General features: G+C 72.0%; 22 protein-coding genes. 9 read left to right on the top strand and 13 right to left on the bottom strand.

The window, feature by feature from the left end:
• The 3 genes from ACFVYF_RS20665 to glgB all read left to right on the top strand — a co-directional run.
• Positions 1 to 360, top strand: a 360-nt coding sequence (locus tag ACFVYF_RS20665) for an alpha-glucosidase C-terminal domain-containing protein (RefSeq protein ID WP_389457249.1), incomplete at its 5' end; no start/stop codon positions are given.
• Between the two features lie 28 nt (positions 361 to 388).
• Positions 389 to 1,780 (top strand): maltokinase, encoded by a 1,392-nt coding sequence (locus ACFVYF_RS20660; RefSeq protein WP_389457247.1) that lies wholly within the window; start codon positions 389 to 391, stop codon positions 1,778 to 1,780.
• A gap of 52 nt (positions 1,781 to 1,832) precedes the next feature.
• Positions 1,833 to 4,166, top strand: coding sequence for a 1,4-alpha-glucan branching enzyme (glgB, locus tag ACFVYF_RS20655; protein WP_389457246.1), 2,334 nt, complete (start codon positions 1,833 to 1,835; stop codon positions 4,164 to 4,166).
• Between the two features lie 27 nt (positions 4,167 to 4,193).
• On the opposite strand, the gene ACFVYF_RS20650 is transcribed toward glgB, so the two are convergent.
• Both ACFVYF_RS20650 and ACFVYF_RS20645 read right to left on the bottom strand, forming a co-directional pair.
• On the bottom strand, positions 4,194 to 5,618 hold the full coding sequence (locus tag ACFVYF_RS20650; RefSeq protein WP_389457244.1) for a M1 family metallopeptidase: 1,425 nt from the start codon (positions 5,616 to 5,618) through the stop codon (positions 4,194 to 4,196).
• 126 nt (positions 5,619 to 5,744) lie between these two features.
• The gene (locus ACFVYF_RS20645) at positions 5,745 to 6,533 is read right to left on the bottom strand and encodes a PIG-L deacetylase family protein (protein ID WP_389457242.1); all 789 of its coding nucleotides are present in this window, start codon (positions 6,531 to 6,533) and stop codon (positions 5,745 to 5,747) included.
• Positions 6,534 to 6,703: 170 nt separating this feature from the next.
• Here ACFVYF_RS20645 and ACFVYF_RS20640 point away from each other — a divergent pair, with 170 nt between their 5' ends.
• Both ACFVYF_RS20640 and ACFVYF_RS20635 read left to right on the top strand, forming a co-directional pair.
• Positions 6,704 to 7,597 carry a Gfo/Idh/MocA family protein gene (locus ACFVYF_RS20640; RefSeq protein ID WP_389457241.1) on the top strand — a complete coding sequence of 298 codons (894 nt, stop codon included), beginning with the start codon at positions 6,704 to 6,706 and terminating at the stop codon, positions 7,595 to 7,597.
• Between the two features lie 91 nt (positions 7,598 to 7,688).
• Positions 7,689 to 8,654 (top strand): ATP-dependent DNA ligase, encoded by a 966-nt coding sequence (locus tag ACFVYF_RS20635; RefSeq protein WP_389457239.1) that lies wholly within the window; start codon positions 7,689 to 7,691, stop codon positions 8,652 to 8,654.
• Positions 8,655 to 8,676: 22 nt separating this feature from the next.
• Here the strand turns inward: ACFVYF_RS20635 and ACFVYF_RS20630 are convergent, their stop codons facing one another.
• Together ACFVYF_RS20630 and ACFVYF_RS20625 are read right to left on the bottom strand one after the other, a co-directional pair.
• Positions 8,677 to 10,017 carry an MFS transporter gene (locus tag ACFVYF_RS20630; protein ID WP_389457237.1) on the bottom strand — a complete coding sequence of 447 codons (1,341 nt, stop codon included), beginning with the start codon at positions 10,015 to 10,017 and terminating at the stop codon, positions 8,677 to 8,679.
• A gap of 108 nt (positions 10,018 to 10,125) precedes the next feature.
• On the bottom strand, positions 10,126 to 10,740 hold the full coding sequence (locus ACFVYF_RS20625; protein ID WP_389457235.1) for a LysE/ArgO family amino acid transporter: 615 nt from the start codon (positions 10,738 to 10,740) through the stop codon (positions 10,126 to 10,128).
• Positions 10,741 to 10,806: 66 nt separating this feature from the next.
• Between ACFVYF_RS20625 and ACFVYF_RS20620 the strand changes: the two genes are divergently transcribed.
• The gene (locus ACFVYF_RS20620) at positions 10,807 to 11,742 is read left to right on the top strand and encodes a LysR family transcriptional regulator ArgP (RefSeq protein WP_389457233.1); all 936 of its coding nucleotides are present in this window, start codon (positions 10,807 to 10,809) and stop codon (positions 11,740 to 11,742) included.
• Positions 11,743 to 11,878: 136 nt separating this feature from the next.
• Positions 11,879 to 13,303 (top strand): hypothetical protein, encoded by a 1,425-nt coding sequence (locus ACFVYF_RS20615; protein ID WP_389457231.1) that lies wholly within the window; start codon positions 11,879 to 11,881, stop codon positions 13,301 to 13,303.
• A gap of 165 nt (positions 13,304 to 13,468) precedes the next feature.
• Here ACFVYF_RS20615 and ACFVYF_RS20610 read toward each other — a convergent pair whose 3' ends face one another.
• From ACFVYF_RS20610 to ACFVYF_RS20595, 4 genes are read right to left on the bottom strand one after another with little or no spacing between them, the layout of a single operon-like run.
• Positions 13,469 to 15,601, bottom strand: a complete 2,133-nt coding sequence (locus ACFVYF_RS20610) for a xanthine dehydrogenase family protein molybdopterin-binding subunit (RefSeq protein ID WP_389457229.1) — start codon at positions 15,599 to 15,601, stop codon at positions 13,469 to 13,471.
• A 44-nt stretch (positions 15,602 to 15,645) separates the two neighbouring features.
• Positions 15,646 to 16,638, bottom strand: a complete 993-nt coding sequence (locus ACFVYF_RS20605; RefSeq protein ID WP_389457227.1) for an FAD binding domain-containing protein — start codon at positions 16,636 to 16,638, stop codon at positions 15,646 to 15,648.
• Positions 16,635 to 17,198: a (2Fe-2S)-binding protein gene (locus ACFVYF_RS20600; protein ID WP_389457226.1), complete on the bottom strand. Its 564-nt coding sequence runs from the start codon at positions 17,196 to 17,198 to the stop codon at positions 16,635 to 16,637. The genes ACFVYF_RS20605 and ACFVYF_RS20600 overlap by 4 nt, the downstream gene beginning before the upstream one ends.
• A gap of 59 nt (positions 17,199 to 17,257) precedes the next feature.
• Positions 17,258 to 17,749, bottom strand: coding sequence for a DUF5709 domain-containing protein (locus ACFVYF_RS20595; protein ID WP_389457224.1), 492 nt, complete (start codon positions 17,747 to 17,749; stop codon positions 17,258 to 17,260).
• A gap of 227 nt (positions 17,750 to 17,976) precedes the next feature.
• Between ACFVYF_RS20595 and ACFVYF_RS20590 the strand changes: the two genes are divergently transcribed.
• Together ACFVYF_RS20590 and ACFVYF_RS20585 are read left to right on the top strand one after the other, a co-directional pair.
• Positions 17,977 to 19,158 (top strand): PP2C family protein-serine/threonine phosphatase, encoded by a 1,182-nt coding sequence (locus ACFVYF_RS20590; RefSeq protein WP_389457222.1) that lies wholly within the window; start codon positions 17,977 to 17,979, stop codon positions 19,156 to 19,158.
• A gap of 165 nt (positions 19,159 to 19,323) precedes the next feature.
• Entirely contained in the window at positions 19,324 to 19,680 is a 357-nt protein-coding gene (locus ACFVYF_RS20585; protein WP_389457220.1) for a hypothetical protein, read from the top strand.
• Between the two features lie 36 nt (positions 19,681 to 19,716).
• On the opposite strand, the gene ACFVYF_RS20580 is transcribed toward ACFVYF_RS20585, so the two are convergent.
• From ACFVYF_RS20580 to ACFVYF_RS20560, 5 genes are all read right to left on the bottom strand, one after another.
• The gene (locus ACFVYF_RS20580; protein ID WP_389457218.1) at positions 19,717 to 20,424 is read right to left on the bottom strand and encodes a fibronectin type III domain-containing protein; all 708 of its coding nucleotides are present in this window, start codon (positions 20,422 to 20,424) and stop codon (positions 19,717 to 19,719) included.
• A gap of 22 nt (positions 20,425 to 20,446) precedes the next feature.
• Positions 20,447 to 21,049, bottom strand: coding sequence for a hypothetical protein (locus tag ACFVYF_RS20575; RefSeq protein ID WP_383274324.1), 603 nt, complete (start codon positions 21,047 to 21,049; stop codon positions 20,447 to 20,449).
• Between the two features lie 342 nt (positions 21,050 to 21,391).
• The gene (locus ACFVYF_RS20570) at positions 21,392 to 22,387 is read right to left on the bottom strand and encodes a LacI family DNA-binding transcriptional regulator (RefSeq protein ID WP_389457217.1); all 996 of its coding nucleotides are present in this window, start codon (positions 22,385 to 22,387) and stop codon (positions 21,392 to 21,394) included.
• A gap of 160 nt (positions 22,388 to 22,547) precedes the next feature.
• Positions 22,548 to 23,546, bottom strand: coding sequence for a hypothetical protein (locus tag ACFVYF_RS20565; RefSeq protein WP_389457215.1), 999 nt, complete (start codon positions 23,544 to 23,546; stop codon positions 22,548 to 22,550).
• 32 nt (positions 23,547 to 23,578) lie between these two features.
• On the bottom strand, positions 23,579 to 24,865 hold the full coding sequence (locus ACFVYF_RS20560; RefSeq protein ID WP_389457213.1) for a TRAP transporter large permease subunit: 1,287 nt from the start codon (positions 24,863 to 24,865) through the stop codon (positions 23,579 to 23,581).
• Positions 24,866 to 24,867: the final 2 nt, after the last annotated feature.

Here is a 24,867-nt window from a genome sequence, read left to right as displayed (position 1 = left end):
TCCATGTCCTCGCCGTCCTCCCTGCTCCACTGGACCCGGCGCATGATCGAAATCCGCAAACAGAACATGGCCTTCGGCCTCGGCTCCTACACCGAACTCCCCTCCTCCAACCCCGCCGTCATCGCCTTCCTGCGCGAATACAAAGACGACCTGGTGCTGTGCGTCCACAACTTCTCCCGCTTCGCGCAGCCCACGGAACTGGACCTGCGGGAGTTCAACGGACGCCATCCCGTCGAACTGATCGGCGGGGTGCGCTTCCCCGCCATCGGCGAACTGCCGTACCTGCTGACCATGGCGGGCCACGGCTTCTACTGGTTCCGGCTCCGCGCCCTCTCCTCCCGCGTCATCCGGCGTTCTTGAACGTGAACCTCTGAAAGGACGCGTCGCCATGCCCAACACCGCACTGCAGAGACCTGGAAGCCTCGATCTCGCCGGGCTGCTGAGCTCGCTCGACGAGCTGCTGCACGCGTGGCTGCCGCGGCAGCGCTGGTTCGCGGGCAAAGGGCGGACCATCACGGAACTGACCCTGCAGTCGGTGACCGAGCTGCACCCGGGCTGTCTGCACGTCCTGGTGCACGCCGGCCACGAGGGCACGGGCAGCGGCGACGGCCCAGGAGGCACTCCCCCGGCCGACGACTGCTACCAACTGCTGCTCGGCACAAGGCAGATGCTGCCGCCGCGGCTCGCCCACGCCCTCATCGGCCGGGCCGACGAGGGCCCGCTGGCCGGCCTGATGGTGTACGACGCCCTCCAGGACCCCGAGGCGGCGGAGCTCCTCCTGGAGCGGCTGCGCCACCCGGGCACGGCGGGCCCGCTGCGCTTCGAGCGCGACACCCGGGTCCCGATCCCCACCGGTCTTGCCCCGCGTCTGCTCGATGCCGAGCAGTCCAACTCCTCGTTGGTGTACGGGGATTCGTTCATCCTCAAGGTCTTCCGGCGTGTCCAGCCCGGGATCAACCCGGACCTGGAAGTGCCGTGGTCGCTGGCCCGGGAGGGCTGCACACGCGTACCCGCGCCCGTGGCCTGGTTCCGTACGTCACAGCCCGCGCAGGCCACGCTCGGCGTCCTCCAGCCGTATCTGCGCGACGCCTCCGACGGCTGGGAGCTGGCGGTCGAATCGCTCACCTCCGAACGGGACTTCACCCACGAGGCGTACACGCTGGGGCGAGCCACCGCCGAAGTGCATCTGGCGCTGGCCGCGGCCTTCCCGCTGGAGACGCCGACCCGCCGGCACAACGGGCGCCTCGCCCTCGCGATGACCGAACGGCTGCACGCCACCGCGCGGTCCGTGCCCGCGCTGCTGCCGTATGTGCCCGGACTGCAGTCCGCCTACGACGCGCTCGCGCGCCTCGACACGGCCCACCCCGCACAGCGGATCCACGGCGACCTCCACCTCGGACAGGTACTGCGGACCGGACAGCGGTGGTTCGTCATCGATTTCGAGGGGGAGCCGGCCCGGCCGCTGGCCGAGCGCCGGCGCGCCCAGTCCCCGGCCCGTGATGTCGCGGGCATGCTGCGCTCCTTCGACTACGCGGCGCGCTCCCGGCGGCCGTGGCGGCCGGAGTGGTCACAGCGCTGCCGGGAGGCCTACTGCTCGGGCTACGCCGCCCAGGCGCGGTGGGATCCCCGGGAGGAGCCCGAGGTGCTGCGCGCCTACGAGACGGACAGGGCCGTGTACGAGGTGCTGTACGAGGCCCGGCACCGGCCCGACTGGCTTCCGGTGCCGATGGCGGCGATCACCGGGCTTGCCGAAACGACCCTGCGGCCGCCACGGCAGTGATCCGCCGCCCGCCCCGCTCGCCCTTTCTTCCCGCCCAAGGAGGCTGACCCCCGTGGCACCGCACACGACCGTCGTTCCCGAACCGCCCGTCCTCGTACTGCCTGCGGAGACGCCCGAGCCAGCGACCACGCCCGGCGCGGGACCGCCCGAACCCGGGCACGGCAGTCTTGACGTGCGGCCGGTGGCCGAACCCGGGCACGGCAGTCTCGGCGTACGGCCGACGGCCGCCATGGACGCGACGGACCGTGCGCGCCTGCTGTCGGGCGCCCACCACGACCCGCACGCGCTGCTCGGCGCGCATCCGGTCCCGGGCGGCATCCGGTTCTGCGTCCTGCGGCCCTTCGCCAAGGCCGTGAGTGTCCTGGTCGACGGGTGGCGTGCCAAGCTCAAGGACGTGGGGGACGGTCTCTTCGCGGGCATCCTGGCGCTCGACGCCGTCCCGGAGTACACGCTGCTGGTGACGTACGACGGCGACGAGTCCGAGGTGCCGGACCCCTACCGCTTCCTGCCCTCCCTGGGTGAGCTCGATCTGCATCTGATCGGCGAGGGGCGGCACGAGGAACTGTGGCGGGCGCTCGGCGCCCACCCGATGGTCCACGAGGGTGTCCACGGCACGCGCTTCACGGTCTGGGCGCCGAACGCCCAAGGGGTCAGGGTCTGCGGCGACTTCTGTCACTGGGACGGCAGCGCGTATCCCATGCGCTCGCTCGGCGCGACGGGCGTGTGGGAACTGTTCCTGCCCGGCATCGGGGCGGGGACGCCGTACAAGTTCGACATCACCCGGCCCGACGGAACGCACACCCTGCGCGCCGACCCGATGGCCCGGCACACCGAGGTGCCCCCGGCGACCGCCTCCATCGTCACGGAGTCCTCCTACGAGTGGGGGGACGACGCCTGGCTGACCCACCGCACGGATCTCCCGCTGCACGAGGCCCCGTTCTCGGTCTACGAGGTCCATCTGGCGTCCTGGCGACCGGGCCTGACGTACCGTGAGCTGGCTGAGCAACTTCCCGCGTACGTATCCGACTTGGGCTTCACCCATGTGGAACTGATGCCGGTGGCCGAGCACCCCTTCGGCGGCTCCTGGGGCTACCAGATCACCGGCTTCTACGCGCCGACCTCGCGCCTCGGTACACCGGACGACTTCAAGTACCTGGTCGATGCCCTGCACCGGGCCGGGATCGGGGTCCTCATGGACTGGGTGCCCGCGCACTTCCCGCGCGACGACTGGGCGCTGGCCCAGTTCGACGGCACCCCGCTGTACGAGCACGGTGACCCCCAGCGGGCGGCCCACCCCGACTGGGGCACGCTGGAGTTCGACTACGGCCGCCGGGAGGTGCGCAACTTCCTGGTCGCCAACGCGGTGTACTGGTGCGAGGAGTTCCACATCGACGGGCTGCGGGTGGACGCTGTCGCCTCCATGCTCTACCTCGACTACTCCCGCGAGCCGGGCCAGTGGAACCCCAACATGTACGGCGGCAACGAGGATCTCCACGCCGTCGCGTTCCTCCAGGAGATGAACGCCACGCTCTACCGCCGCAACCCGGGCGTCGTGACCATCGCGGAGGAGTCGACGGCCTGGGACGGCGTCACCAGACCGACCTCCGACGGCGGGCTCGGCTTCGGCCTGAAGTGGAACATGGGCTGGATGCACGACTCGCTGGTCTACATCTCGAAGGACCCGGTGCATCGCAAGTACCACCACAACGAGATGACCTTCTCGATGGTGTACGCCTACAGCGAGAACTACGTGCTGCCCATCTCCCACGACGAAGTCGTCCACGGCAAGCAGGCGTTGGTGTCGAAGATGCCGGGCGACTGGTGGCAGCAGCGGGCCAACGAGCGCGCCTACCTCGGCTACATGTGGGCCCACCCGGGCAAGCAACTCCTTTTCATGGGGCAGGAGTTCGCCCAGGGCGGCGAATGGTCGGAGGCGCAGGGGCCGGACTGGTGGCTGCTCGACCCGGACTACAGCGCGGAGCCGGACCACCGCGGTGTCCGCGATCTCGTCCGCGACCTGAACACCGTCTACCGCCGGGAAGCCGCACTGTGGCAGCGCGACACCGACCCCGCCGGCTTCGCCTGGGTCGTCGGGGACGCCGCCGAGGACAACGTCTTCGCCTTCCTCCGCTACGCCGCCGACGGCTCCCCGCTCCTCGCGGTGAGCAACTTCTCTCCGGTCGTCCGCCACGGGTACCGGCTCGGGGTTCCCGACGACGTCCCCGCCTGGCACGAGGTCCTCAACACCGACCTCGCCCGCTACGGCGGCGGCGACGTCACCAACGAGGGCCCGCTGAAGCCCGGGCCGGAGCCGAGCCACGGTCGCCCGGCCTCGCTGAGCCTGACCCTGCCGCCGCTGGCGACGCTGTGGCTGCGGCCTGCCTGACGGCGGGCGGCCATCCCCCCGCGTGTCTCACGGGGAGGACGGTTTGCCCGCCGTGCCGATCCAGGTGTGGAACAGTGCGCCGAGGTCCTTGCCGGAGAGCCGCTCCGAGAGGCGGATGAACTGCGCCGTCGTTCCGTGTCCGTCGCGGTGGCCACCGGCCCAGGCGCGCAGGATGCCGAAGAAGACGGGATCGCCCACAGCGGCGCGCAGCTTCTGCAGGGCCATGGCTCCGCGGGCGTACACGGGTGTCTCGAAGATGTGCGATCCATCGCCCGGGTCGGCGGGGGCGAACGCCCACAGGTCGTCGCTCGCCGGTCGCGCGTACAGGGCGTCGAAGGTCTTCTGGGCGCTCTTGCCGCCGTGCTGCTCCGTGTAGAGCCACTCGGCGTAGGTGGCGAAGCCCTCGTTGAGCCAGATGTCCTTCCAGGTGGTGAGGGAGACGGAGTCGCCGAACCACTGGTGCGCGCTCTCGTGGACGAGGGTGCTCAGGTCGGGTGCCCGGTCGTAGACCGGTCGCGTCTGGGTCTCCAGCGCGTATCCGACCTGCGGGGCGTGGTCGACGATGGAGCCGGCGGCGCGGAAGGGGTACGGGCCGAAGACGCTGCTCTCCCAGGCGAGAACCGACGGCAGCTTCTTGAGCACGGGGGCGGCGGCGGTCGCCTCGCGCGGGTCGACGGCGTTGTAGACCCTCAGGCCGTCCGGGGTGGTGAACTGCTCGACCTTGAACTTGCCCACCGTCGCCGTGGCCAGGTAGGCGGCCATCGGTTCCGTCTGCCGCCAGCGGAAGGTGGTGCGGCCGTGGGAGGTCCGCTGCCCGAGCAGGACGCCGTTGGAGACCGCGGCGCGCCCTTCGGGCACGGTGATCGTGATGTCGTAGGACGCCTTGTCCGTGGGGTGGTTGTTGCCGGGGAACCAGGTCATGGCGCCCTGTGGCTCGCCGGCCACGAACGCGCCGTCGTCGGTGGGGATCCAGCCGTCCAGGGAACCGTCCGGGTCGGTGACCGGCTTGGGGGTGCCGCGGTAGGTGACGGTGACGCGGAACTCCTGGCCCTTGCGCAGCGCGTGCCGTGGGGTGACGACGAGTTCCTGGCCGTCCCGGCGGAAGGCGGCCTTGTGGTGACCGACCGTCACGCCGGTGACCTTCAGGCCCTTGAGGTCGAGATCGAAGCGGGTGAGCCGCTGGGTGGCGCGGGCGGTGAGGACCGTCTTGCCGTCGAGGTGCCGGGTCCCCGTGTCGTATCCCAGGGTCAGGGCGTAGTGGCGGACGTCGTAGCCGCCGTTGCCGGCCAGGGTGAAGTACGGGTCTCCCGCGCCGGCGGCGCCCACGGTCCCGGCCGCCGCCGGCGAGGCCGCCACGAGCAGGGCCGCGACGGCGACGGGGACCGCCGCGACAACTGCTTCCCGGCGAAGAACGGTCGGGCGTCTGGAGGGCTGCTGTCGCGGCAGTGTCACGTTCGCTCCTGGGGGTGGCGTTGATCAATTCCGGTCAGCTTAGGGGCGGCCTCGACGCGAAAACCCATCGATCAGATCACGTTCTCGGCCGGCCCGCCGCAGGGTGTCGTGGTGATCCGGCCGCGCTCACACCCAGGGCGGCGGACCGTCCGGGACGAGCTGGTGCACGTCGAAGAGGACTGCGGCCTCGACGCCGAGGGCGGGACCGGCCATCCGGGCCACCCAGGTCAGGAACGGGCGCGGTTCGGGGGCCTGTGCTCCCAGCCCCTTGGTGTACTCGACGTGGGCCTCCAGGGAGGCGATGCCGCGTTCCAGCGGCTCGCCGGTGACATCCACCCCGTGCGTGGACTGCTCGGCGCCGGCGAGGCACACCATCCGGATGCCGTTCCAGGGTTCCAGCCCCTCGTCGGCCAGCTCCGGGAAGATCCACCGGTTGCCGGCGTCCCGCGCCGCGTCCAGGGTGGCCAGTCCCACCACGCGGTGGTCGGCCTGGTTGGTGATGCCGCCGATCATGCGCACGGTGAACGCGCCGGAGACCACGATCTCGGGCCGGTGGCGGCGCATGGCCCGCACGATGTCGCGGCGCAGCTCCAGTCCGTACTCGATGACGCCGTCGGGGTGGTCGAGGAACTCGACGGTGTCGACGCCGACTTCGCGGGCCCCGGCACGTTCCTCGGCCTCGCGCAGGGGCTTCGCGCGGTCCGGGTGCATGCCGTCGATACCGGCCTCGCCACGCGTGGCCAGGAGATACGTGACCTGCTTGCCCTGGGCCGTCCACCGGGCGACCGCGCACGCCGTGCCGTACTCGATGTCGTCGGGGTGGGAGGCCACGGCGAGACATCGCTGCCAGTCCTCGGCCAGCGCGGGAAGGGCCGGAGCATCCGGGAAGCCGTCTTTGTCGCGAGGGGAAGTCATGCACCGAATCATGGCGCTCTGCACCTCTTGTGGGACAGAGGCGCGAGAGGCGGGATCCGGGCGCGACGGCTCACTCCTCGGGACGCCGGTCCCCGGGCCTGGTCAGGGCCACCGGTGGCGTGATGGAGTCGCGTCAGTGTGCGACGACCGAGACGACAGATCGGACTTCCGTGAACGGCACTCCGCCAGCCTGGTCCTCCTCACCGGTCAGGGTCGGGCTCGTCGGCGCCGGCCCGTGGGCGCGCGCCGTGCACGCCCGCGTACTCGCCGCCGGGCCCGAGACGCAGCTGACCGGGGTGTGGGCCCGGCGGACCGAAGCGGCCCGGGAGACCGCCGCGCCCTACGGCGCCGCCGTCGCGACGACCTTCGAGGAGCTGCTCGACGGGTGTGAGGCGGTCGCCTTCGCCGTTCCGCCCGCGGTCCAGGCGGACCTGGCGCACCGCGCCGCCAAGGCGGGCAAGGCCCTGCTGCTGGAGAAGCCGCTCGGCGCCGACCTGTCCTCGGCGCAGCGGCTCGCCGAAGCCATCCAGGACGCGGGGGTGGTGTCCCAGCTCGTCCTGACCAATCGCTACCACCCCGTCGTCCGGGAGTTCCTCGCGGCGGCCCGGGAGCTCGATGTGGCGGGCGCCCGTTCCTGCCTCGTCCACGGCGCGTTCCTGGGCGGCGACTTCGCCACCACCTGGCGGCTGGAGCACGGCGCGCTGCTGGACCTCGGACCGCATCTGCTGGACCTGCTGGACGCGGCCGTCGGACGCATCGTCGCCATCCGCGGCACCGGCGACCCGCGCCGCTGGATCGAGCTCACCTGCGAGCACGAGAACGGCGCCGTCAGCCAGGCCTCGCTCTCCGGGTCGGTGAACGTCCCCAGCGGCATCACCCGCATCGAACTCTTCGGCTCCCACCCCACGCTCGTGTTCGACAGCGCCGGACTCGGCCAGGAGGAGCCCTGGCCCGTGCTGCGCCGGGAGTTCGCCACGGCCGTGCGCAGCGGAGTCTCCGGCGAGCTGGACGCCCGGCGCGGACTGCATCTGCAGACCCTGATGGCGCTGGCACTGAATGGGTAGCCCTCCCGGTGGGGCCGATGGGCGGCGCCGTTCAGGGGAAACACCGGCCCGGGACGAGTGGAGTCGTGCCGGGTCTGTCGACAACTGACCTGTGACACTGCCGCGTATCGCGCCCATGCTCGCCACGCCCGGTGTGCTGCCCCCGGCCGGGCAGGACATGCGGTGGGCCTACGAGACCAAGCAGGACGGCCAGCGTGTGGTGGTCTACCTCCCCGGGGACGGCTCCGTGGTGCTGCGTGCCCGGTCCGGGGAGGACATCACGGCCGCGTACCCCGAACTCCTGTCGCTGGGCGGCGCCCTCGGGAGCACCGCGGCGATCCTGGACGGGGAGATCGTGGTCCTGGACGAGCGGGGGCGCGGGGACTTCCAGCGCCTGCAGTCCCGTATGGGCCTGGCCCACGCGCCGGCCAGGGCGGCGCGCCGGGCCGCGGAGACGCCCGTCCACCTGATGCTGTTCGACGTGATGCATCTGCGGGGCGACCTGACGGGGACGCGTTACGCGCGGCGGCGGCAGGAGTTGGAGGCGCTCGGTCTCGCCGGGCCGTTCTGGTCGACTCCGTCGGCGCTCGTCGGCCACGGCGAGTCCGCCCTGCGGGCCACTCGGGAGAACGCCCTGGAGGGGCTGGTCTGCAAACGGCTCGACTCCGTGTACGAGCCGGGGGTGCGTTCCCGCGCCTGGATCAAGATCCGCAACATGAGGACCGCCGACGTCATCATCGGCGGCTGGTCCCCCGGCCGCGGCCGCCTCGCGGGACTCCCCGGCGCCGTGCTCGTGGGACAGCGCGAGGCGGGCCGGCTGCGCTATGCCGGCAGTGTGGGAACCGGCTGGAGCACGGAGGAACGGCTGGCGCTCGCGCGGCTGCTGAGCGCCGCCGAGAGCGACACGTGTCCCTTCGACACGGTGCCTCCCGTGCCGGGTGCGCACTGGGTGCTGCCGCTTCTGGTCGGCGAGGTCCGCTACAGCACACGGACACGAGCCGGGCTGCTGAGGCAGCCGTCGTGGCACCGGCTCCGCCCGGACCTGGCTCCCGAGGACTCCGCCGCGGACCTGCCCTGAGAAGCGGCCGGCCCGGCCAGGCTCAGGTTCCGTAGCGACGCAGCGCCGGTGTCACGGCGGCGAGTACCAGCATCGCGGCGATGACCAGCAGACCGCCGCCCACGACGGCCGTACGCGCGCCCAGGGCCGCGCCGGCCGTGCCGTGGAGTACGTCCGCCAGACGGGGGCCGCCCGCGACCACCACTGTGAACACGCCCTGCATCCGTCCGCGCATCTCGTCGGTGGCGGCCGACAGGAGGATGGCTCCGCGGAAGACCATGGAGACCATGTCGGCGACCCCCGCGGCGGCGAGGAACGCGACTGCGACCCAGAGACTGGTGCTCAGACCGAAGCCCGTGATCGCCGCGCCCCAGGCCACCACCGCGGCGATGACCATGAGGCCGTGGCGGCGGGCGCGCGAGAAGGTGCCGGACAGCAGTCCGCCGGCCACCGCGCCGACGGGAATCGCCGCGAACAGCAGCCCGAGCGCGAGTCCTTCGCCGTAGGGCGCGTAGGTCTCGGCCGCCAGCTGGGGGAACAGGGCCCGGGGCATGCCGAAGACCATCGCGATGATGTCGGCGAGGAACGAGAGCAGCAGCACCTTGTGCCCGGAGATGTAGCGGAAACCGGCAGCGACCTCCCGCCAGCCGGCCCGCCGGGATACGGAGGCGCCGAGCGGCGGCAGCGACGGGAGCCGGAACACGGCCCACACCGTGACGCACAGGGCCACGGCGTCGATGAGATACAGCTCGGCCAGGCCGATGACAGGGATCAGCGCACCGGCGAGCAGCGGTCCGGCCACCAGTCCGGTCTGCATGACGGTCGAGCCGAGCGCGTTCGCCGCGGGCAGTTCGTCCGCGGGGACCAGCCGGGCGATGGAGGCGTTGCGGGCCGGGGAGTTCAGGCCGAAGAAGGCCTGCTGGAGGGCGAGCAGCACCATCAGCACGAGCACCGAGCCGAGTCCGGTGACGGCCTGGATCCAGAACAGCAGTGAGGTGACGGCTATGCCGATGTTGGTGACGAGGAGCAGCTTGCGCCGGTCCATGCTGTCGGCGATCGCACCGCCCCACAGCGCGAAGACCACGAGCGGCAGCAGCCCGGCGAGGCTCGCGTAGCCGACCCAGGCCGAGGAGCCCGTGATGTCGTAGATCTGCTTCGGTACGGCGACGGCGGTGAGCTGGCTGCCCACGGCCGTCACGATGGTCGACGACCAGAGCCGGCGAAAGGCGGGTCGCCGCAGGGGCCGGGTGTCCATGGCCCAACGGCGCCAACCGCCGCGCTGGGTGGCCCGCTCCGCCCGGACCGACGTCTCGTCGTCCGGATCCGCGTCGCTGTCGGTGGTGCTCTTGCTCGTGTCCACGGCCGTCCTGGCTGCTCGATACATCTTTCCGGTGTCAGAGTGCCAGGGTGCCGGTCGGAGCGCGCCACCGGCCCCGGCCGTGACCGGCGCCGGCGCGGTGGGCAGGCTGGTCAGGACGGTGAGGCCGGCGTCTCACGCACCGGCGATCAGCGTGGCGCCCAGGCCGATCATGGTCGCGGCGACCAGACCGTCCAGGACGCGCCACGACGCCGGACGGGCCAGGAAGCGGCTCAGCAGACGCGCGCCGAAGCCGAGGGCGGTGAACCAGACCAGGCTCGCGAGGACGGCGCCGAGTCCGAAGGTCCACCGGAGCGGGCCGCGGTCGGCGGCGATGGAACCGAGCAGGAACACGGTGTCGAGGTAGACGTGCGGGTTGAGCCAGGTCATCGCGAGACAGGTGAGAACGGCACGTCGCCGTGAACCGGCCGGCGCCCCGGCGGCGGCCTCCAGGGCCGCCGGCCGGAAGACCCGCCGTGCGGCGAGTACGCCGTAACCGAGCAGGAACGCGCCCCCGACCAGCCCGACCGCGGTCAGGGCCCGCGGCCACGCCACCACCACCGCGCCCACGCCGCCGACGCCCAGGGCGATGAGGGCCGCGTCGGACAGGGCGCAGATGCCGACCACCGCCAGTACCGCGTCCCTGCGGATGCCCTGGCGCAGGACGAAGGCGTTCTGGGCGCCGATGGCGACGATGAGCGAGAGGCCGGTGCCGAATCCGGCGGCCGCGGCGGTGAGCGCGTTGGTCATGACCTCGACGCTAGAAACCAGCCGATGAGAAGTACAGCTAAAGATTCTTACGTATCATTAGCGCTCGTGATGACGGATCTTCCCCTCGACCAGGTGCACACCCTCCTCGCGGTGGTCGACGAGGGCACGTTCGACGCGGCGGCGCAGGCCCTGCAGGTGACGCCCTCGGCGGTCAGCCAGCGCGTCAAGGCGCTCGAACAGCGCACCGGCCGGGTGCTGCTGCTGCGTACGAAGCCGGTGCGCCCGACGGAGTCCGGCGAGGTCGTCGTGCGCTTCGCGCGTCAGCTGGCCCGGCTGGAACACGATGCCCATGCCGAGCTCGGCATGACGGGCGCCGGGGAGCCGACCCGGCTGTCCATCGCGGTGAACTCCGACTCGCTGGCGACCTGGTTCCTGCCGGCGCTCGCCCGCGTACCCGGTGAGCTGCGGCTCTGCTTCGAACTGCGCCGCGAGGACCAGGACCACACGGCGGCCCTGCTGCGCGAGGGGCTGGTGATGGCGGCGGTGACCTCGTCCCCGGATCCGGTGACGGGCTGTTCGGTCCGCGCCCTCGGCCGGATGCCCTACCTTCCGGTGGCGAGCCCCGGCTTCGCCGAACGATGGCTCGGCGCCCGGCCGGACGCACCCCTCGGCGACGCGCTCGCCGAGGCTCCCGTGGTGGCCTTCGACCGGAACGACGATCTCCAGGACGCGTTCGTCCGCACGCTCGCGCGAGGCCGCCGGGCCGGAAAACAGCGCCATTTCGTGCCTACCTCGGAGGGCTTCGTCGACGCCGTGGTCGCCGGAATGGGCTGGGGGATGGTGCCCGTCGTACAGGCCGGTCCGCTGCTGCGCGCCGGCCGGCTCGTCCTCCTGGCGCCGGACAGGACCGTCGACGTCCCGCTCTACTGGCAGCAGTGGAAACTCGATTCGCCCGCGCTGTCGGCCGTGGCCGAAGCGGTGGCGGCCGTGGCCGCCGAGGCACTCGGCCCGGGGCCGTCCGCCCGGCGGGCCGGCCGCTGAGCCCGGGGCGGCACTCACACGGGTGCCGCACCCGAGTGGCGGGGCGGAGGACGGCCCCCTAGTAATGGTCAGCATCAGCTTGCGTATCGCACATCGGGGAAGCGATGGCAGCCGCACCCTCATCATGGAGCCGACCATGACCACCCGCTCTTTCTCGTTCTCGCCCGGCCCGGACCCGTCCGGGATACCTGCTGACAGCGCGGTCGACCCACTCATGCAGTCCCCCGCGGCGGAGTCCGCCGCAGGGGCGCCGGCCCCGCCCGCCTACCCTCCGCGCGAAGGCCGCATACCGGCCGACAGCCGCGAGGAGGACCGGCGTTCGTACCCGCCGCGGGAGGAACCCGCACCGGTCCGCTACGCCGACGACCGCCCCGAGCGCCCGTACTCCCGCGAGGAACCGGCGCCGGCCGACGTGCACGACGCGCCCCCGCGTTCCTACGCACCGCATGAGGAACTCCGGGCCGCCGACCCGCACGACGCGGCACCCCGTTCCCACACACCGCATGAGGAACTCCGGGCCGACCCGCACGACGCGGCACCCCGTTCCCACGCACCGCGTGAGGAACCCGCACCGGCCGACCCGCAGGACAGCTACAGCAACCCGGTCGACGGTCTGGTGCACGCCGCCGTCGCCGACCGGCCGCTGGAGGAGGTCCTCCAGCTCATCACGCTCCTGGAGCAGTCCCCGGAGTACGCGCGAGCGACCGTCGACGCGCTGCGGGCGGTGGGCGTGGACCGGTCCGTGGAGGACGTCACCCGGCTCGTGGCCCTGCTGACGCGGCCGCCGCGGAACCCCGACTGCGCCGACGAAGCCATCCGCGCGGCGGCCGAGTGCCGCCCGGTGGAGGACGTCACCCGGCTGATGGCACTGCTGCACCGGCCACCGCTGGAGCCGCACTGCGGCGAGGAGGCGGTGCGCGCGGCCGCAAGCCGCCCCATCGAGGAACTCGTCCAGCTGATCGGCCGCCTGGCCCAGGAGCAGCACGAGCCCGTCCGGGCCGTGCGCGCACCCGAGGACCAGCCCGACGCCCCGCCGGTGGACGCCGCCGCGGCCATCGCGGCAGCCCTCCAGGGGCCACAGGACACCCGCCGCCGTACGCCCCGCACCCGCCGCACCCGCACCTCGGTGCGCGGCACCACTCCCCCGCCCTGGCCGCGCTGGCTGGCGGCCGCCGCGCTCGTCGTGTGCGGGATGGCGTACTTCCCGCTGCACCGGGACGGCGCCTCCGCCAACGCCTACGGGTTCGCCCTCGGTGTGTCGGGGCTGTGCGTGCTGCTGGCGGTGACGCTGACGCTCAGGAGCTCCCTGCCGGTCCTCGCCGTGTGCGTGATGGTGCCCTCGGCACTGGCCGCCCTCCAGTTGTTCCAGGGCCGGCTCCACTCCCAGGGCCTCACCCGGTCCCTGGAGATCAGCGCCGCGCCGCCCTGGTTCGCGGGGCTCATCGCGGTGCTCGCCGCACTCACGGCTCTGATGGCCATGCTGGCGGCGCTCCCGTCGGAGCGGCTCGGCAGGCGTCCGGAACACCGGGCGCTGGCAGGAGCGAACCACACACCGGAATAGGTCCGCGACCGATCCGCACACCGGAATGACTCCGGAACCAGCCCCGCGGCACCACCGAGTCCGCGCGGCACACCGCATCCGCACAGCACACCGGCCTCCGCCGCGAGGCCACCCGTAGGCCTACGATTCCGTGGGCCTACGGGTGTTTGTGCCCTGCGCGCGTCCTCACGCGCCGCTCGGCCGTCCTGCGCCACGGTGTTCGGTGAGGGCGGTCAGCACCCGGTCCGGGGTCAAGGGCAGTTCGCGCAGCCGGAGACCGGTGGCGTGGTGGACGGCGTTGCCGATGGCGGCCGCCGTGCCGACGATGCCGATCTCGCCGATGCCCTTGCTGCCCATGGGGTTGAGATGGGGGTCGTCCTCGTCGATCCAGTGCGCTTCGAGAGCGGGGACGTCGGCGTGCGCGGGAACGTGGTAAGCCGCCAGATCCGCCTCGGCGAAGTCACCGAACGCCGCGTCCATCGTGCTTCCCTCGGTCAGCGCCATCCCCAGACCCATGGTCATGGCGCCGATGAACTGCGAACGGGCCGTGCGGGCGTTGAGGATGCGCCCGGCCGCGTACACGCCCAGCAGGCGGCGGACGCGTACCTCTCCGGTCACGGTGTCGACGCCGACCTCGGCGAAGTGGGCGCCGAAGGCGTGCCGGGCGAAGGGGCTCTCGGCGTCGGCGCTCCCTGCTGTGTCGGCGCGCGCGTCGATCCCCTGGTCGGGCAGCGGGCCCGTGTGTTCGGCCAGGCGTGCGCGCAGCCGTGTGCACGCCTGGTGGACGGCCCAGCCCCAGGAGGCGGTGCCGGACGAGCCGCCGGCCAGCGGGGCTCTGGGCAGGTCGCTGTTGCCCACCTCGGTGCGGACCCGTTCCAGCGGGACGCCGAGGGCGTCAGCGGCGATCTGGGCCAGCACGGTGCGGGCTCCCGTGCCGATGTCCGTGGCATTGACCCGTACGACGAAGCTGCCGTCGCCGAGGGCGTGCGCGCTCGCGGTGGAGGGCGAGACCAGCACCGGGTAGGTGGCGGCCGCCACGCCCGAGCCGACCAGGAGCGGGCCTTCGGACCGGGCGCGCGGACGGGGGTCGCGGTGCGCCCAGTCGAAGCGCCGGGCGCCCTCCCGCAGACACTCGACCAGGTGGCGGCTGCTGAACGGCTTGCCGCTGTCGGGTTCGGTGTCCGGCTCGTTGGCGATGCGCAGGTCCACCGGATCCATGCCGAGGGCGACGGCCAGTTCGTCCATGGCCGACTCCAGGGCGAACATGCCCGGGGCCTCGCCCGGCGCGCGCATCCAGGACGGGCTGGGCACGTCCAGCGGCACCACGCGGTGCGTGGTGAGACTGTGCGGTGAGGCGTACATGACGCGGGTGGCCGTGGCCGCCTGCTCCACGAACTCCTTGATGCGGGACGTGTACGTGGTGACCTCGTGGATGACCGAGGTGAGGGTGCCGTCGGCCGCGGCTCCGAGCCGGACGCGCTGCAGGGTGGGCGCGCGGTGGCCGACGACGACGGGCAGCAGACGCCGGGGCAGTACGACGGTCACGGGACGGCCCGTCACGCGTGCGGCCATCGCCGCGAGCACCACCTGCGGCCGGGGCGTGCCCTTCGATCCGAAGCCGCCGCCGACATGCTCGGAGATGACGGTGAGGCCGTCCTCCGGAAGCTTGAACATCCCCGCCAGCACCGTACGCACCGTCGTCGCGCCCTGGCTGGAGTCGTGCACGACCAGCCGGCCGTCCTGCCAACACGCCGTCGCCGCATGGGGTTCCATGGGGTGGTTGTGCAGCGGCGGCACCCGGTAGCCGGCGTCGACGCGGACCGCGGCGGCGGCGAAGGCGCCTTCCGGGTCGCCGTGTTCGCGGCGTCCGGGATAGCCGCCGTTGGCCTCTTCCGGGACGTATCCCGCCGGATGGGTCTCGGTGAGCGTCACGTCGTGGTCCTCCACGGCGTAGTCGACGCGCACCGCGGCGGCGCCGGCGCGGGCCGCCTCCAGCGTCTCGGCGACGACCAGGGCGACGAACCAACCGCGGTGCGGCACCCGGGCGTTCTGCAGTACGGCGAGGGTGGCGTCGTCCGGTTCGGCCAGCCGGGGGGCGTTTTCATGGGTGAGGACCGTGAGCACTCCGGGCAGGCCGAGGGCGGCCTCGGTGTCGATCGCGCGGATCGTGCCACGGGCGACCGTGGCCGTCACGGGCCAGGCGTGGAGCCGGCCGGGCGCAGGGTGTTCGGCGGCGTACCGGGCGCTGCCGGTGACCTTGTCACGGCCCTCCCGTCGCTCGGCGGGTCCGCCCAGCGCGATACCGGTGTCGGCGGCCATGGGTCCTCCTGGTGGATGCCGGGGTTCCGGCCTCGGATGCCGGTTCAGGTACGGGTGGGCGGCGCGAGTCCGCCGAGGACGTCCACGGCGAGATTGCGGGCCAGGGTCACCTTGTAGGCGTTGTCGCGCAGCGGCTGGGCGGCGGCGAGTTCGAGGTCGACGGCGTGCTCGAAGGCGGCCGTGGTCGGGGCCGCGCCCAGGAGGGCCTGTTCGGCCAGCCGGGCTCGCCAGGGCCGGTGCGCGAGCGCGCCGAAGGCGATCCCGGCGTACTGGACGACGCCGTCGGCGACGTCGAGGACGGCGGCGACCGAGGCGAGGGCGAAGGCGTACGAGGCACGGTCGCGCGCCTTGCGGTAGGCGGAGGGCAGTCCCGCCGGGGCGGCCGGCAGCAGTACGCCGGTGATGAGCTCGCCGGGGCCGATCTCGGTGTCCCGCTCCGGGTGGTCCCCGGGGAGGCGGTGGAACTCGGTGACGGGGACGCTCCGCTCGCCTTCGGGACCGTGCAGTTCGACGCGCGCGTCGAGGGCGGCCAGCGCGACCGCCATGTCGGAGGGGTTGGTGGCGATGCACTGCGCGGAGTGGCCCAGCACGGCGTGGTCACGGTGGACGCCGTCCCGGGCCCCGCAACCGGAGCCGGGATCCCGCTTGTTGCAGGGCTTGCTGACGTCCTGGAAGTAGGGGCAGCGGGTGCGCTGGAGGAGGTTTCCGCCGGTGGTGGCCGCGTTGCGCAGCTGTCCGGAGGCGCCGGCGAGGACCGCCTGGGAGAGCGCCGGGTAGCGGTCCCGGACCACGGGGTGGGCGGCGAGGTCGCTGTTGCGGACCGTCGCTCCGATCCGCACCGAGCCGTCGGGCAGTTCCTCCACCGTGTCGAGCGGCAGCCGGGTGATGTCGACGAGGGTGGCGGGCTGTTCCACGCCGAGCTTCATCAGGTCCACGAGGTTGGTGCCGCCGCCGAGATAGCGGGCGCCGGGACGCGACGCGAACGCGTCGGCGGCCTCCTCGACACTGGCGGCGCGTACGTATGCGAAGGGCTTCACCGGATCACGTCCCCGACGGCCTCGACGATGTGCGGATAGGCGCCGCAGCGGCAGAGGTTTCCGCTGAGCCGCTCACGGATCTCGTCCGGGTCCAGTGGCACGGGCTGCCCGGAGGGGGCCGACGGATCGGTCACGTGCGAGGGATGGCCCGCGGCGGCCTCGGCCAGGGCGCCTACGGCGCTGCAGATCTGGCCCGGAGTGCAGTAGCCGCACTGGAAGGCGTCGCGGTCCACGAACGCCTGCTGGAGCGGGTGGAGTTCCTCGCCGCCGCTCCCGGCGAGACCTTCGACGGTCGTGATCTCGCAGCCGTCCAGGCTGATCGCCAGGAGCAGACAGCTGTTGACGCGGCGGCCGTTCAGCAGGACCGTGCAGGCGCCGCACTGGCCGTGGTCGCACCCCTTCTTGGCGCCCGTGAGGTCGAGTTCCTCACGCAGCACGTCCAGGAGGACGGACCGGTGGTCGACGGTGAGCGTGTGCGGCTTGCCGTTCACCCGCAGGACCACTTCGGAGTGGTGCCGGTCGGGTGTGGTGGCGGTGCCGCGCGCGGCGTCTGGATCCACGGAAGACCTCCAGGGGCTGGGGAGTTGCGGGGCCGGGGGCCGGCCGCCGAAGGGCCGGTCTACGGCGAGTCGGGGTCGTCGTCGTCCGGGATCAGGTGGACGGCCGCCTCCTCCGCGGAGGCCGCGCCACCGTCGATGCCCACGTCCTCGGCGAGCATGTCCTTCTCTGCGTCCTCGTGGGCGCCCTCGTCCGGGGCGACCAGGCGGCCGGCCCGGCCGTCGCCCACTTCGTCGTCGCGCGGCTCGCCCTCGCCGTCGGGGAGATCGCCGAGTCCGTCATCGGAGTCCGACTCCCGCAGCGCCGGATCCGGGCGCTCCTCGGACAGGCGCTGGTCCAGGCTCTCGCCCTCCTGCTGCTCCCGCGCGGTGGTGCCCTCGTGCTCCACGCCGAGCGGCCGCTCGGGCGGCGACCAGCCTTCGTCGTACGGGTCGGACTCACGGTCGGTGAGGGTGTCCTCGGGATCGAGGATGCCCTCGTCCTCACGGCCGTCGGGCCCCTCGGGCTGATAGACCTCGTCGCCCATGAATGCGTCGCCGTTCTGACTGCCCATGGTGTCTGTGACCTCCTGGACGGGTGTGGTGTTCTGCAGCCCGCGTATCCAGGCTGCGCCAGACCACACGTTCCGGCACGTCAGGGACGGGTGAGGAACACGGTGCGTGACGGCTCGGCGACGGCACCGGGGCGACGGCGGTCGCCGGGCGACCGACGGGGACCGGTGTGAGACTGCTCGAAAGCGCACCCGGATCATGGTCCGACGTCCCGACGAGGGGAGAAGCAGTGGCGACGGCAGAGACCGAAGAGGGGCTGCTGGCGGAATTCCTCGCCGACCCGCGCAACGCGGCGCTGGACCTGACGACCGCGGTGGCCCGCTGTTCCAAGGCTCTGGGCCTGCAGCACTCCGTCGTCTACCTCGCCGACCTGCAGCAGCGGCGGCTCATCCCGCTCACGGACGTGGCCTGGGCGCTCGACATCGACGACTCGCTCGCCGGCTGGACGTACCGCACCCAGTCGCTGCGCGTCGAGGAGTCGGAGCTCGGCGGGATGACGGCGTGGCTTCCGTTGCTGGACGGGGCGGAACGGCTCGGCGTGCTCGCCGTGCGGTCACCGGCGCTGGACCCGGCGTCGCTGCGCCGCGCCAGGACACTCGCCGCGCTCCTCGCCATGATGATCACGTCCAAGCGTGCCTACAAGGACTCCTTCGTACGGCGGATGCGCACGGAACCGATGCAGCTGCCGGCCGAGATGCTGCGCGCCTTCCTCCCGCCCCGCACGATCGGCACCACACACGCCCTGTCGACGGCGGTCCTCGAACCGGCCTACGAGGTCGGCGGTGACGCGTTCGACCACTCGCTCACCGAGACCACGCTGCACGCCACGATCCTCGATGCCATGGGGCACAACCTCGCCTCGGGGCTGACCACGTCGGTGGCGCTGGCCGCGTGCCGCAACGCGCGCCGTACCGGTGCCGATCTGCCGGATCTGGTGAAATCCGTCGACAGTGCCCTGTCCCAGTGGCTGCCGGACCAGTTCTGCACCGCGGTCGTCACCCAGCTCGACCTGGCCACCGGCCTACTGCGCTGGAGCAACTGCGGGCACCCGGCGCCGCTGCTCATCCGCGACGAACGGGTGGTCGCCGGTGCGCTGGACCGGGAAGCGGACCCGCCGATGGGGCTGCCGTCCCTGCTGGCCTCGCAGCCGCGCCGGGTGCACGAGACCGCCCTGGAACCGGGTGACCGCGTCCTGATGTACACCGACGGGGTAACCGAGGCACGGACCCGGGACGGCAGTGAATTCGGGCTCGAACGGTTCACCGACTCCATCATCCGCGCCACCGCCGGCGGCGAACTGGCGCCGGAGACCCTGCGCCGTCTCATCCACTCCATCCTCGACTCGCAGAGCGACCGGCTGCGGGACGACGCGACGATCCTTCTCTTCGAGTGGCGGCCGCCACCGCGGTGAGGGTGACTTCGCGCTCCGCCCTGAGCACCGGTTCGCGCCGCCGCGGTGAGAGTCACTTCGTGCGGCGCCCGTTCTGCGGTGAGCGTCCCGGGCGCCGCCGTTCGCCGCCGGACGGATCGCCGGACGCCCTGACCACGGAGGGGGTCGCCCGTCTAGGCTCACCGCATGGAACAGACGGAGATCATCCTGCGAGCCATCGGCGTCCTCACCGAGACCAACGCCATGGTCCGCAGGATCGCCCAGGACGAGGACGCCGAGGTCGACTCGACCGAGACCCAGCTCGGCGCGCTCGTGACGGAGGTGTTCCCCAGTGTCGAGGTCCCCGGCGACGCGGGCCCCGCGGAGGCCGGGCAGGCCGTCGCGGACGCCTACTTGCCCGCCACCATCTCGCTGGTGGGTGCCTTCGCCTTCCTCTTCTCCGAACTCGCCGACCTGCATGACGCCGGGCGCACCGACGTGAAGTCGGCCGATCTGCTCCAGGACCTCGCGCTGCGCATGTCGCGGGCGGGCGGCGAGAGTTGACCGAGGACGCCCGGGTGTCCGCCGGGCGCCCGCTCCTCATTCCCCGGTCTTCAACCGGACCACGTTCGACCGCGCTCCGTAGGTGAAGGCACGGATCCGGTACGACGCCCGCTTCTCGGCCGGGAGGGTGATCAGGCCGGTCGCGTTGGTGTCCGGGTCGAGGACGACCAGGGGCTCGTAGACGGTGCTGCCCTGCCGGCGGATCTCCAGCAGGAAACCGTCCTCGTCGGAGGCGTGGTCGGTCCAGGTGAAGAGGATGCCGTTCGCGTGCTTGACCTCGGCCTTGAGTCCGGTGGGCGCTCCGGTGCCGGAGATCCGCAGGGGCGTTCCGGGGACCTCGCGCGCGGCCACCTTGCGGGCGGGGAGCCAGGCGTGACTCGACTCCTCGTCGGCGGTGGTCAGTTCGCCCTCGGGCAGGTTCACCCGGACCGGGTCCGAGGCCGGCCCGCGGAAATCCCGCAGCCGGTAGAAGAACGTGGTGTGCGGCATCAGATCGGGGTGACGGTAGGCCACCACGCTCGGCGGCAGGTACTGCAGGACGGTGTAGGGGCCGGCGTTGTCCGTCGCGAACTCCAGAACGTGGCCTGATGTCCCGGGCCGCTGCCCCTTCCAGGTCAGGTCGATGTCGGTGGGGGTGGTCAGGACGGCGCTCAGGGCCCGGCCGGCCTCACTCGTCGTGGTCCTCGGTGGCGCCGAGCAGGCCGACAGTGCCACGAGCAGCACTGCCGGCACAGCGAGGCGCATGCGCAGGGGCATACGGCGGCGGCTACTTGCGCCAGAAGTGGATGCCGCTCCACACCACGGTGGCCGGTCCGTTGCCGCTGCTGGTGCGGTAGGCGCCGAACTTGTCGTAGAAGCTGCCGCTGGGGCTCGAGATCGTCTGCTTGAGCGAGCCGTTGATGTAGGTACGGTGCTGACTGCCCACCTGGTGCACGGTGTTGACGCGGACGGTTGCCCCGACGGTGCCGGCGTTGGAGAGCGTGGCGCCGCCCTCGACCGCGTACAGCCGGCCGCCGCGCTCGACGGCGAGCATGAAGTACGGGCCCGCGGCGGACTCGTTGAAGGTCTGCTTGAGACTGATCCGGGTGCCGCTGAGGCTGGTGACACGGAAGGAGCCCTCGAACTGACGGGTGCCTCCGGTGTACGTGGCATAGCGTCGTTCAGCCCGTTGGTCACCGCTGGCCGTGGAGCACGTGAGCTGGAACGTCAGGTCGCTGACCTGACCGCACCCCCGCTCCTGCACCGTGAAGGTCGGCGAGACCGACGTCCAGCCACCGGGTTCCACCTCGGCGAAGGCCGAGGGTGCGACAAGAATCGAGGAGGCGCACACCGCTGTCCCGACGGTGAGCGCCCGCAGGCGTGAGAGCATCTCAACTCCCTGAAGGTGGGGGGTGATCGATGTTCATGTGAGTGAACTTCGACCCTGTTGTTGAACAACTGACTCGGAAGCTAGGACTGGACCAACCATCCGTCAAGAGGGTGCGTCGCCCCCGGTCGTCGCTTCCGTGCCACGCGCGTCCGGTACGCGCGCCACGACATGGACGGGTCGTCCATGTCTCGCGGGCCGTTCCGGAAGGCCCGCCCGGGAGCCGGGAGCCGAGCCCGGACGCTCACCGGAGCACGAACCAGTGGGCCGGAGCCGAGCCCCCGACACTCACTGGGCCACGAACCAGTGAGTGGGACCCGAGCCCCCCGATTGCTGGGCCACGAACTAGTGAGCCGGAGCCGAGCCCCGGACGATCACTTCCGTGGGCAGGACCACGGGAGAGGCCGGCGAGGCCCCTCCCGCGAGGCGGGCGAGGAGCATCCGCGCCGCGGTCTCCCCCATCTCCCGCATCGGCTGACGGACCGTGGTCAGCGAGGGCTCCGTGTGCCGGGCCACCGGGATGTCGTCGAAGCCGACGACGGCGACGTCGTCCGGGACACGGATGCCGGCGTTCCGCAGCGCGCCCAGTACGCCGATCGCCGCGAGATCGTTGTGCGCGAAGACGGCGTCGAACTCCCGCCCCTCGGCGAGCAGTCGGCGCACACGCGCATAGCCGTCCGCCTCGGTGAAGTCGCCCTCGGCCACCGGATCGACGCCGATGCCCCGCTCGGCGCAGGTGACCCGGAATCCGGCGAGCCGGTCGCGTACACAGCCGAACCGCCGGGGCCCGGTGAGCACCAGCGGGCTGCGCCGGCCGTCGGCCAGCAGATGGCGCGCGGCCGACGCGCCGCCCTCGAAGTTGGCGGCCGTGACGGACGGAAACTCCGGGTGGCGGCCCCGGTCGTCGACGAGGACGACGGGCAGACCGTCCCGGTGCAGAGCCGTCAGCATGTCGAGGGTGTTCTCCGGCTCCACCACGATCAGGCCGTCGAAGGCACGCGCCGACACCTGGCGGGTGAACCGGGCGACGGACTCGGCGCCCCGGTTGCAGGTGAACAGCAGCAGGCCGAAATCGGCGGCCTCCACCGTGTCGACCACGCCCTGCAGCACCTCGCCCATCCAGGGCCAGGTCAGTGACGGCACCAGCATGCCGACGGTCCTGCTGGTGCCCCGCGCGAGGCCCACGGCACCCGAACTGGGCACGTATCCCATGCGGTTGATGACGTCGCGGACCCGGGCCGCGGTCGACGCGTCGACGTCGGCCCGGGTGTTGAGCACCCGGGAGACGGTCGTCTTGCTCACTCCTGCCGCCTGGGCCACATCGGCGATCGTCACACGCATGGCTGCCTCCTGACACCCCGCCAGGGCGCCCCCGGCGTCGGAAGCGGTTCCGGCGCCGGGCGGCGAGTCAACCGGAGTGCCATGAGGTCGTCAACAGGGCCTCGGAGTCACCTTCGCCGGATTCGCGCCCCCGGTCGGCTTCGGTACCCAAACGTCTCCGTCAGGCGCGAGCCATGGCGATGGATCCCGCGAGCCGCTCCCCCGCCTCGTAGATCATGTAGGGCACACCGCCGTCGGTGCCGAACGACGGGGCTGCGGCACGGCCATTCTCGGGCGCGGAGTCCCGGGAGTTGTAGAAGACCCCGAGATGCGCGCGCTTGCTGAAGTCGTTGCCCACCTCCGTGATCATCAGGTCGCCGCCGCTCTCCTTGTCCTTGTTGTAGACGACGTACGTGCTGTTGTCGCGGTACAGCAGATGCGGCCCGCCGACGTTGACGGCACCGACGTCCGTGTGCCGGATCAGCGGCTGCTGGTCATAGCTCCAGGTGCGCCCGTCGGCCGACCAACCCCAGTGGATGTCACGGTGGTTGGTGGTGTTGTTCAGCATGAAAACCATGACGTAGTGGGCGCCTCGGGACGGCAGCTCGTGCGGGAAGACACGGGCGTACGACGTCTCGGTCGTGCCGCTCGGCAGCATCGACGTGGACAGGACGACCTTGTCGTAGGTGAAGGTGATGCCGTCCTTGGACCGGGCCAGCCGCGTCGTGGTGTTCTCACCGTGGAAGTACAGCCACAGTTCCTTGGCGCTCTCGTGCCACATCACGTGCGGGGACGCGACATGACTGACGGAGTAGTGGGGCGCCCAACTGCGGGCGACAATCGGGTTGTTCGGATACTCCGTGAACGGGCCCTCCAGGGAGTCGCCGTAGGCCAGGCAGATGCCGCCGGGCGCGTCGTGCGGCCCGTAGTACAGGTAGTAGCGACCGAGTGGGGAGGAAAGCTTGTCGTACACCCCGCGGATGCACGGGAAGATGATCTCGCCGGTCGGGTTGTACTTCAGCCGGGACGGGGTGAGCAGGGTGCGGACGTACGTGTAGTCGGGGAATCCGCCGGGTGCGGCGGACGCGGCCGGGGCGGTGAGTCCGCCGAGGGTGACGGCGGCGCCGGTGGCGGCCCCGGCGCGCAGGAACAGCCGGCGGTCGAATCGCGGCTCGGACATGGTCGGCTCCAGAAGGTCCGGAAGGTCGGGGTTCAGAGAGAGGTGGCCGCGGTGACGCACAGCCCGCCGAGGGCGACGGCCCACACGTACGGGAGGGTGCGCACCATGACCTGTTGCGGGGAGACGCCCGCGTACTGGGCGGCCCACACCGTCTGTGTGCTGGTCGGGTCGGCGACTCCGAAGACCTGGTTGTACGAGGTGGCCATGCCGAGCACGGCCGCGGCGGGGTAGATGCCCGTGGCGATGAGGACGCCGGCGATGCCGGCGCCGAGTCCGAAGACGTTCAGCGGCCCTCGGTAGAGGCACAGCGGCACGAGCAGCGTGAACACGAGGACGAACAGCACGGCGTTGTGCGGGCTGACCGCCTTCATCAGCGGTTCGAGCGCGTCGACCGCGCCGGGCAGCTTCACCGCGGCGAGCAGGATGCCGATGGCGATGAACAGGGCGATCGGCGGGGCGGCCACCTCGAATCCGCCGTACAGAGTGCGCAGCAGCCGCCGGTTCATGTCGCGGGGGCGGGTGGTGGTGGCCAGGGCGTACAGGACACCGGCCAACAGCGAGGGAATGATGGCGAGTTCGAAGCCGAGGGCGAGGACAAGGGGCACCGCCGGGGTGAGCAGCGCGTACCACGGCGCGTCACCCAGCCGCTCCCGCCGGGTCGGTGAACGCGGCTTGTCCTGCACGGACTTGAGGGACCAGGCGTGTTCCACGCCCCGGCGGCGCGATTCGACGAGCACATAGGCGACGGCGGCGACCAGGGCGAAGGGGAACAGCTTCACCATGAAGCCGCGCACCGTCGGTATGGGCAGGTCCAGGGCTGTGGAGAAGAACTGCCAGATGGGCAGTTCGAAGGGAATGCCCACGGCGATGCCCATGAGGACGGTCCCGGCGGCGGTCACCTTCGGAATGCCCACCGCGATCATGGCCGGGATGCCGATGAGCCCGGCGAGCATCGCGGCCGGAGCGGATCCGGTGACGGTGCCCACGAGCGCGGACACGGCCAGCACCCCGAGGGCCACGACGACGGGACGGTCGCCGCCGAACTCGACGATCTTGCGGACGAGTGTGGCCGCGATGCCCGTCTCCTCGAGGAGCTTGCCCAGCCAGGAGCCCAGCACGATCGCGATCATCGTGGCGGCCAGGGCGGGCGCGCCCTCCTGGAGCACGGTGTCGAGGACGCTGTTCTTGCCGGTCAGGGGAGCGCCGGCGAGAAAGGCGATGACGACGGCGAGGACGACAAGCGCGAAGGCCGTCGGCAGTTTGCGGGTGAGCATGGCGGCGACACCGGCCGCCATGACGAGCAGGATGACGACACCCATGG

It is taken from the genome of Streptomyces sp. NPDC058274 (assembly GCF_042881375.1).
Classification (GTDB): domain Bacteria; phylum Actinomycetota; class Actinomycetes; order Streptomycetales; family Streptomycetaceae; genus Streptomyces.
This window is presented reverse-complemented; position numbering and strand designations above follow the sequence as displayed.

What these genes read in the sequence shown, in the direction of transcription:
- ACFVYF_RS20630 (WP_389457237.1), bottom strand. Translation starts at nt 10,017, where the DNA reads ATGTATCGAGCAGCCAGGACGGCCGTGGACACGAGCAAGAGCACCACC.
- ACFVYF_RS20595 (WP_389457224.1), bottom strand. Translation starts at nt 17,749, where the DNA reads ATGGGCAGTCAGAACGGCGACGCATTCATGGGCGACGAGGTCTATCAG.
- ACFVYF_RS20615 (WP_389457231.1), top strand. Translation starts at nt 11,879, where the DNA reads ATGACCACCCGCTCTTTCTCGTTCTCGCCCGGCCCGGACCCGTCCGGG.
- ACFVYF_RS20565 (WP_389457215.1), bottom strand. Translation starts at nt 23,546, where the DNA reads ATGTCCGAGCCGCGATTCGACCGCCGGCTGTTCCTGCGCGCCGGGGCC.
- ACFVYF_RS20660 (WP_389457247.1), top strand. Translation starts at nt 389, where the DNA reads ATGCCCAACACCGCACTGCAGAGACCTGGAAGCCTCGATCTCGCCGGG.
- ACFVYF_RS20610 (WP_389457229.1), bottom strand. Translation starts at nt 15,601, where the DNA reads ATGGCCGCCGACACCGGTATCGCGCTGGGCGGACCCGCCGAGCGACGG.
- ACFVYF_RS20580 (WP_389457218.1), bottom strand. Translation starts at nt 20,424, where the DNA reads ATGCGCCTCGCTGTGCCGGCAGTGCTGCTCGTGGCACTGTCGGCCTGC.
- ACFVYF_RS20570 (WP_389457217.1), bottom strand. Translation starts at nt 22,387, where the DNA reads ATGCGTGTGACGATCGCCGATGTGGCCCAGGCGGCAGGAGTGAGCAAG.
- ACFVYF_RS20585 (WP_389457220.1), top strand. Translation starts at nt 19,324, where the DNA reads ATGGAACAGACGGAGATCATCCTGCGAGCCATCGGCGTCCTCACCGAG.
- ACFVYF_RS20560 (WP_389457213.1), bottom strand. Translation starts at nt 24,865, where the DNA reads ATGGGTGTCGTCATCCTGCTCGTCATGGCGGCCGGTGTCGCCGCCATG.
- ACFVYF_RS20645 (WP_389457242.1), bottom strand. Translation starts at nt 6,533, where the DNA reads ATGACTTCCCCTCGCGACAAAGACGGCTTCCCGGATGCTCCGGCCCTT.
- ACFVYF_RS20575 (WP_383274324.1), bottom strand. Translation starts at nt 21,049, where the DNA reads ATGCTCTCACGCCTGCGGGCGCTCACCGTCGGGACAGCGGTGTGCGCC.
- ACFVYF_RS20625 (WP_389457235.1), bottom strand. Translation starts at nt 10,740, where the DNA reads ATGACCAACGCGCTCACCGCCGCGGCCGCCGGATTCGGCACCGGCCTC.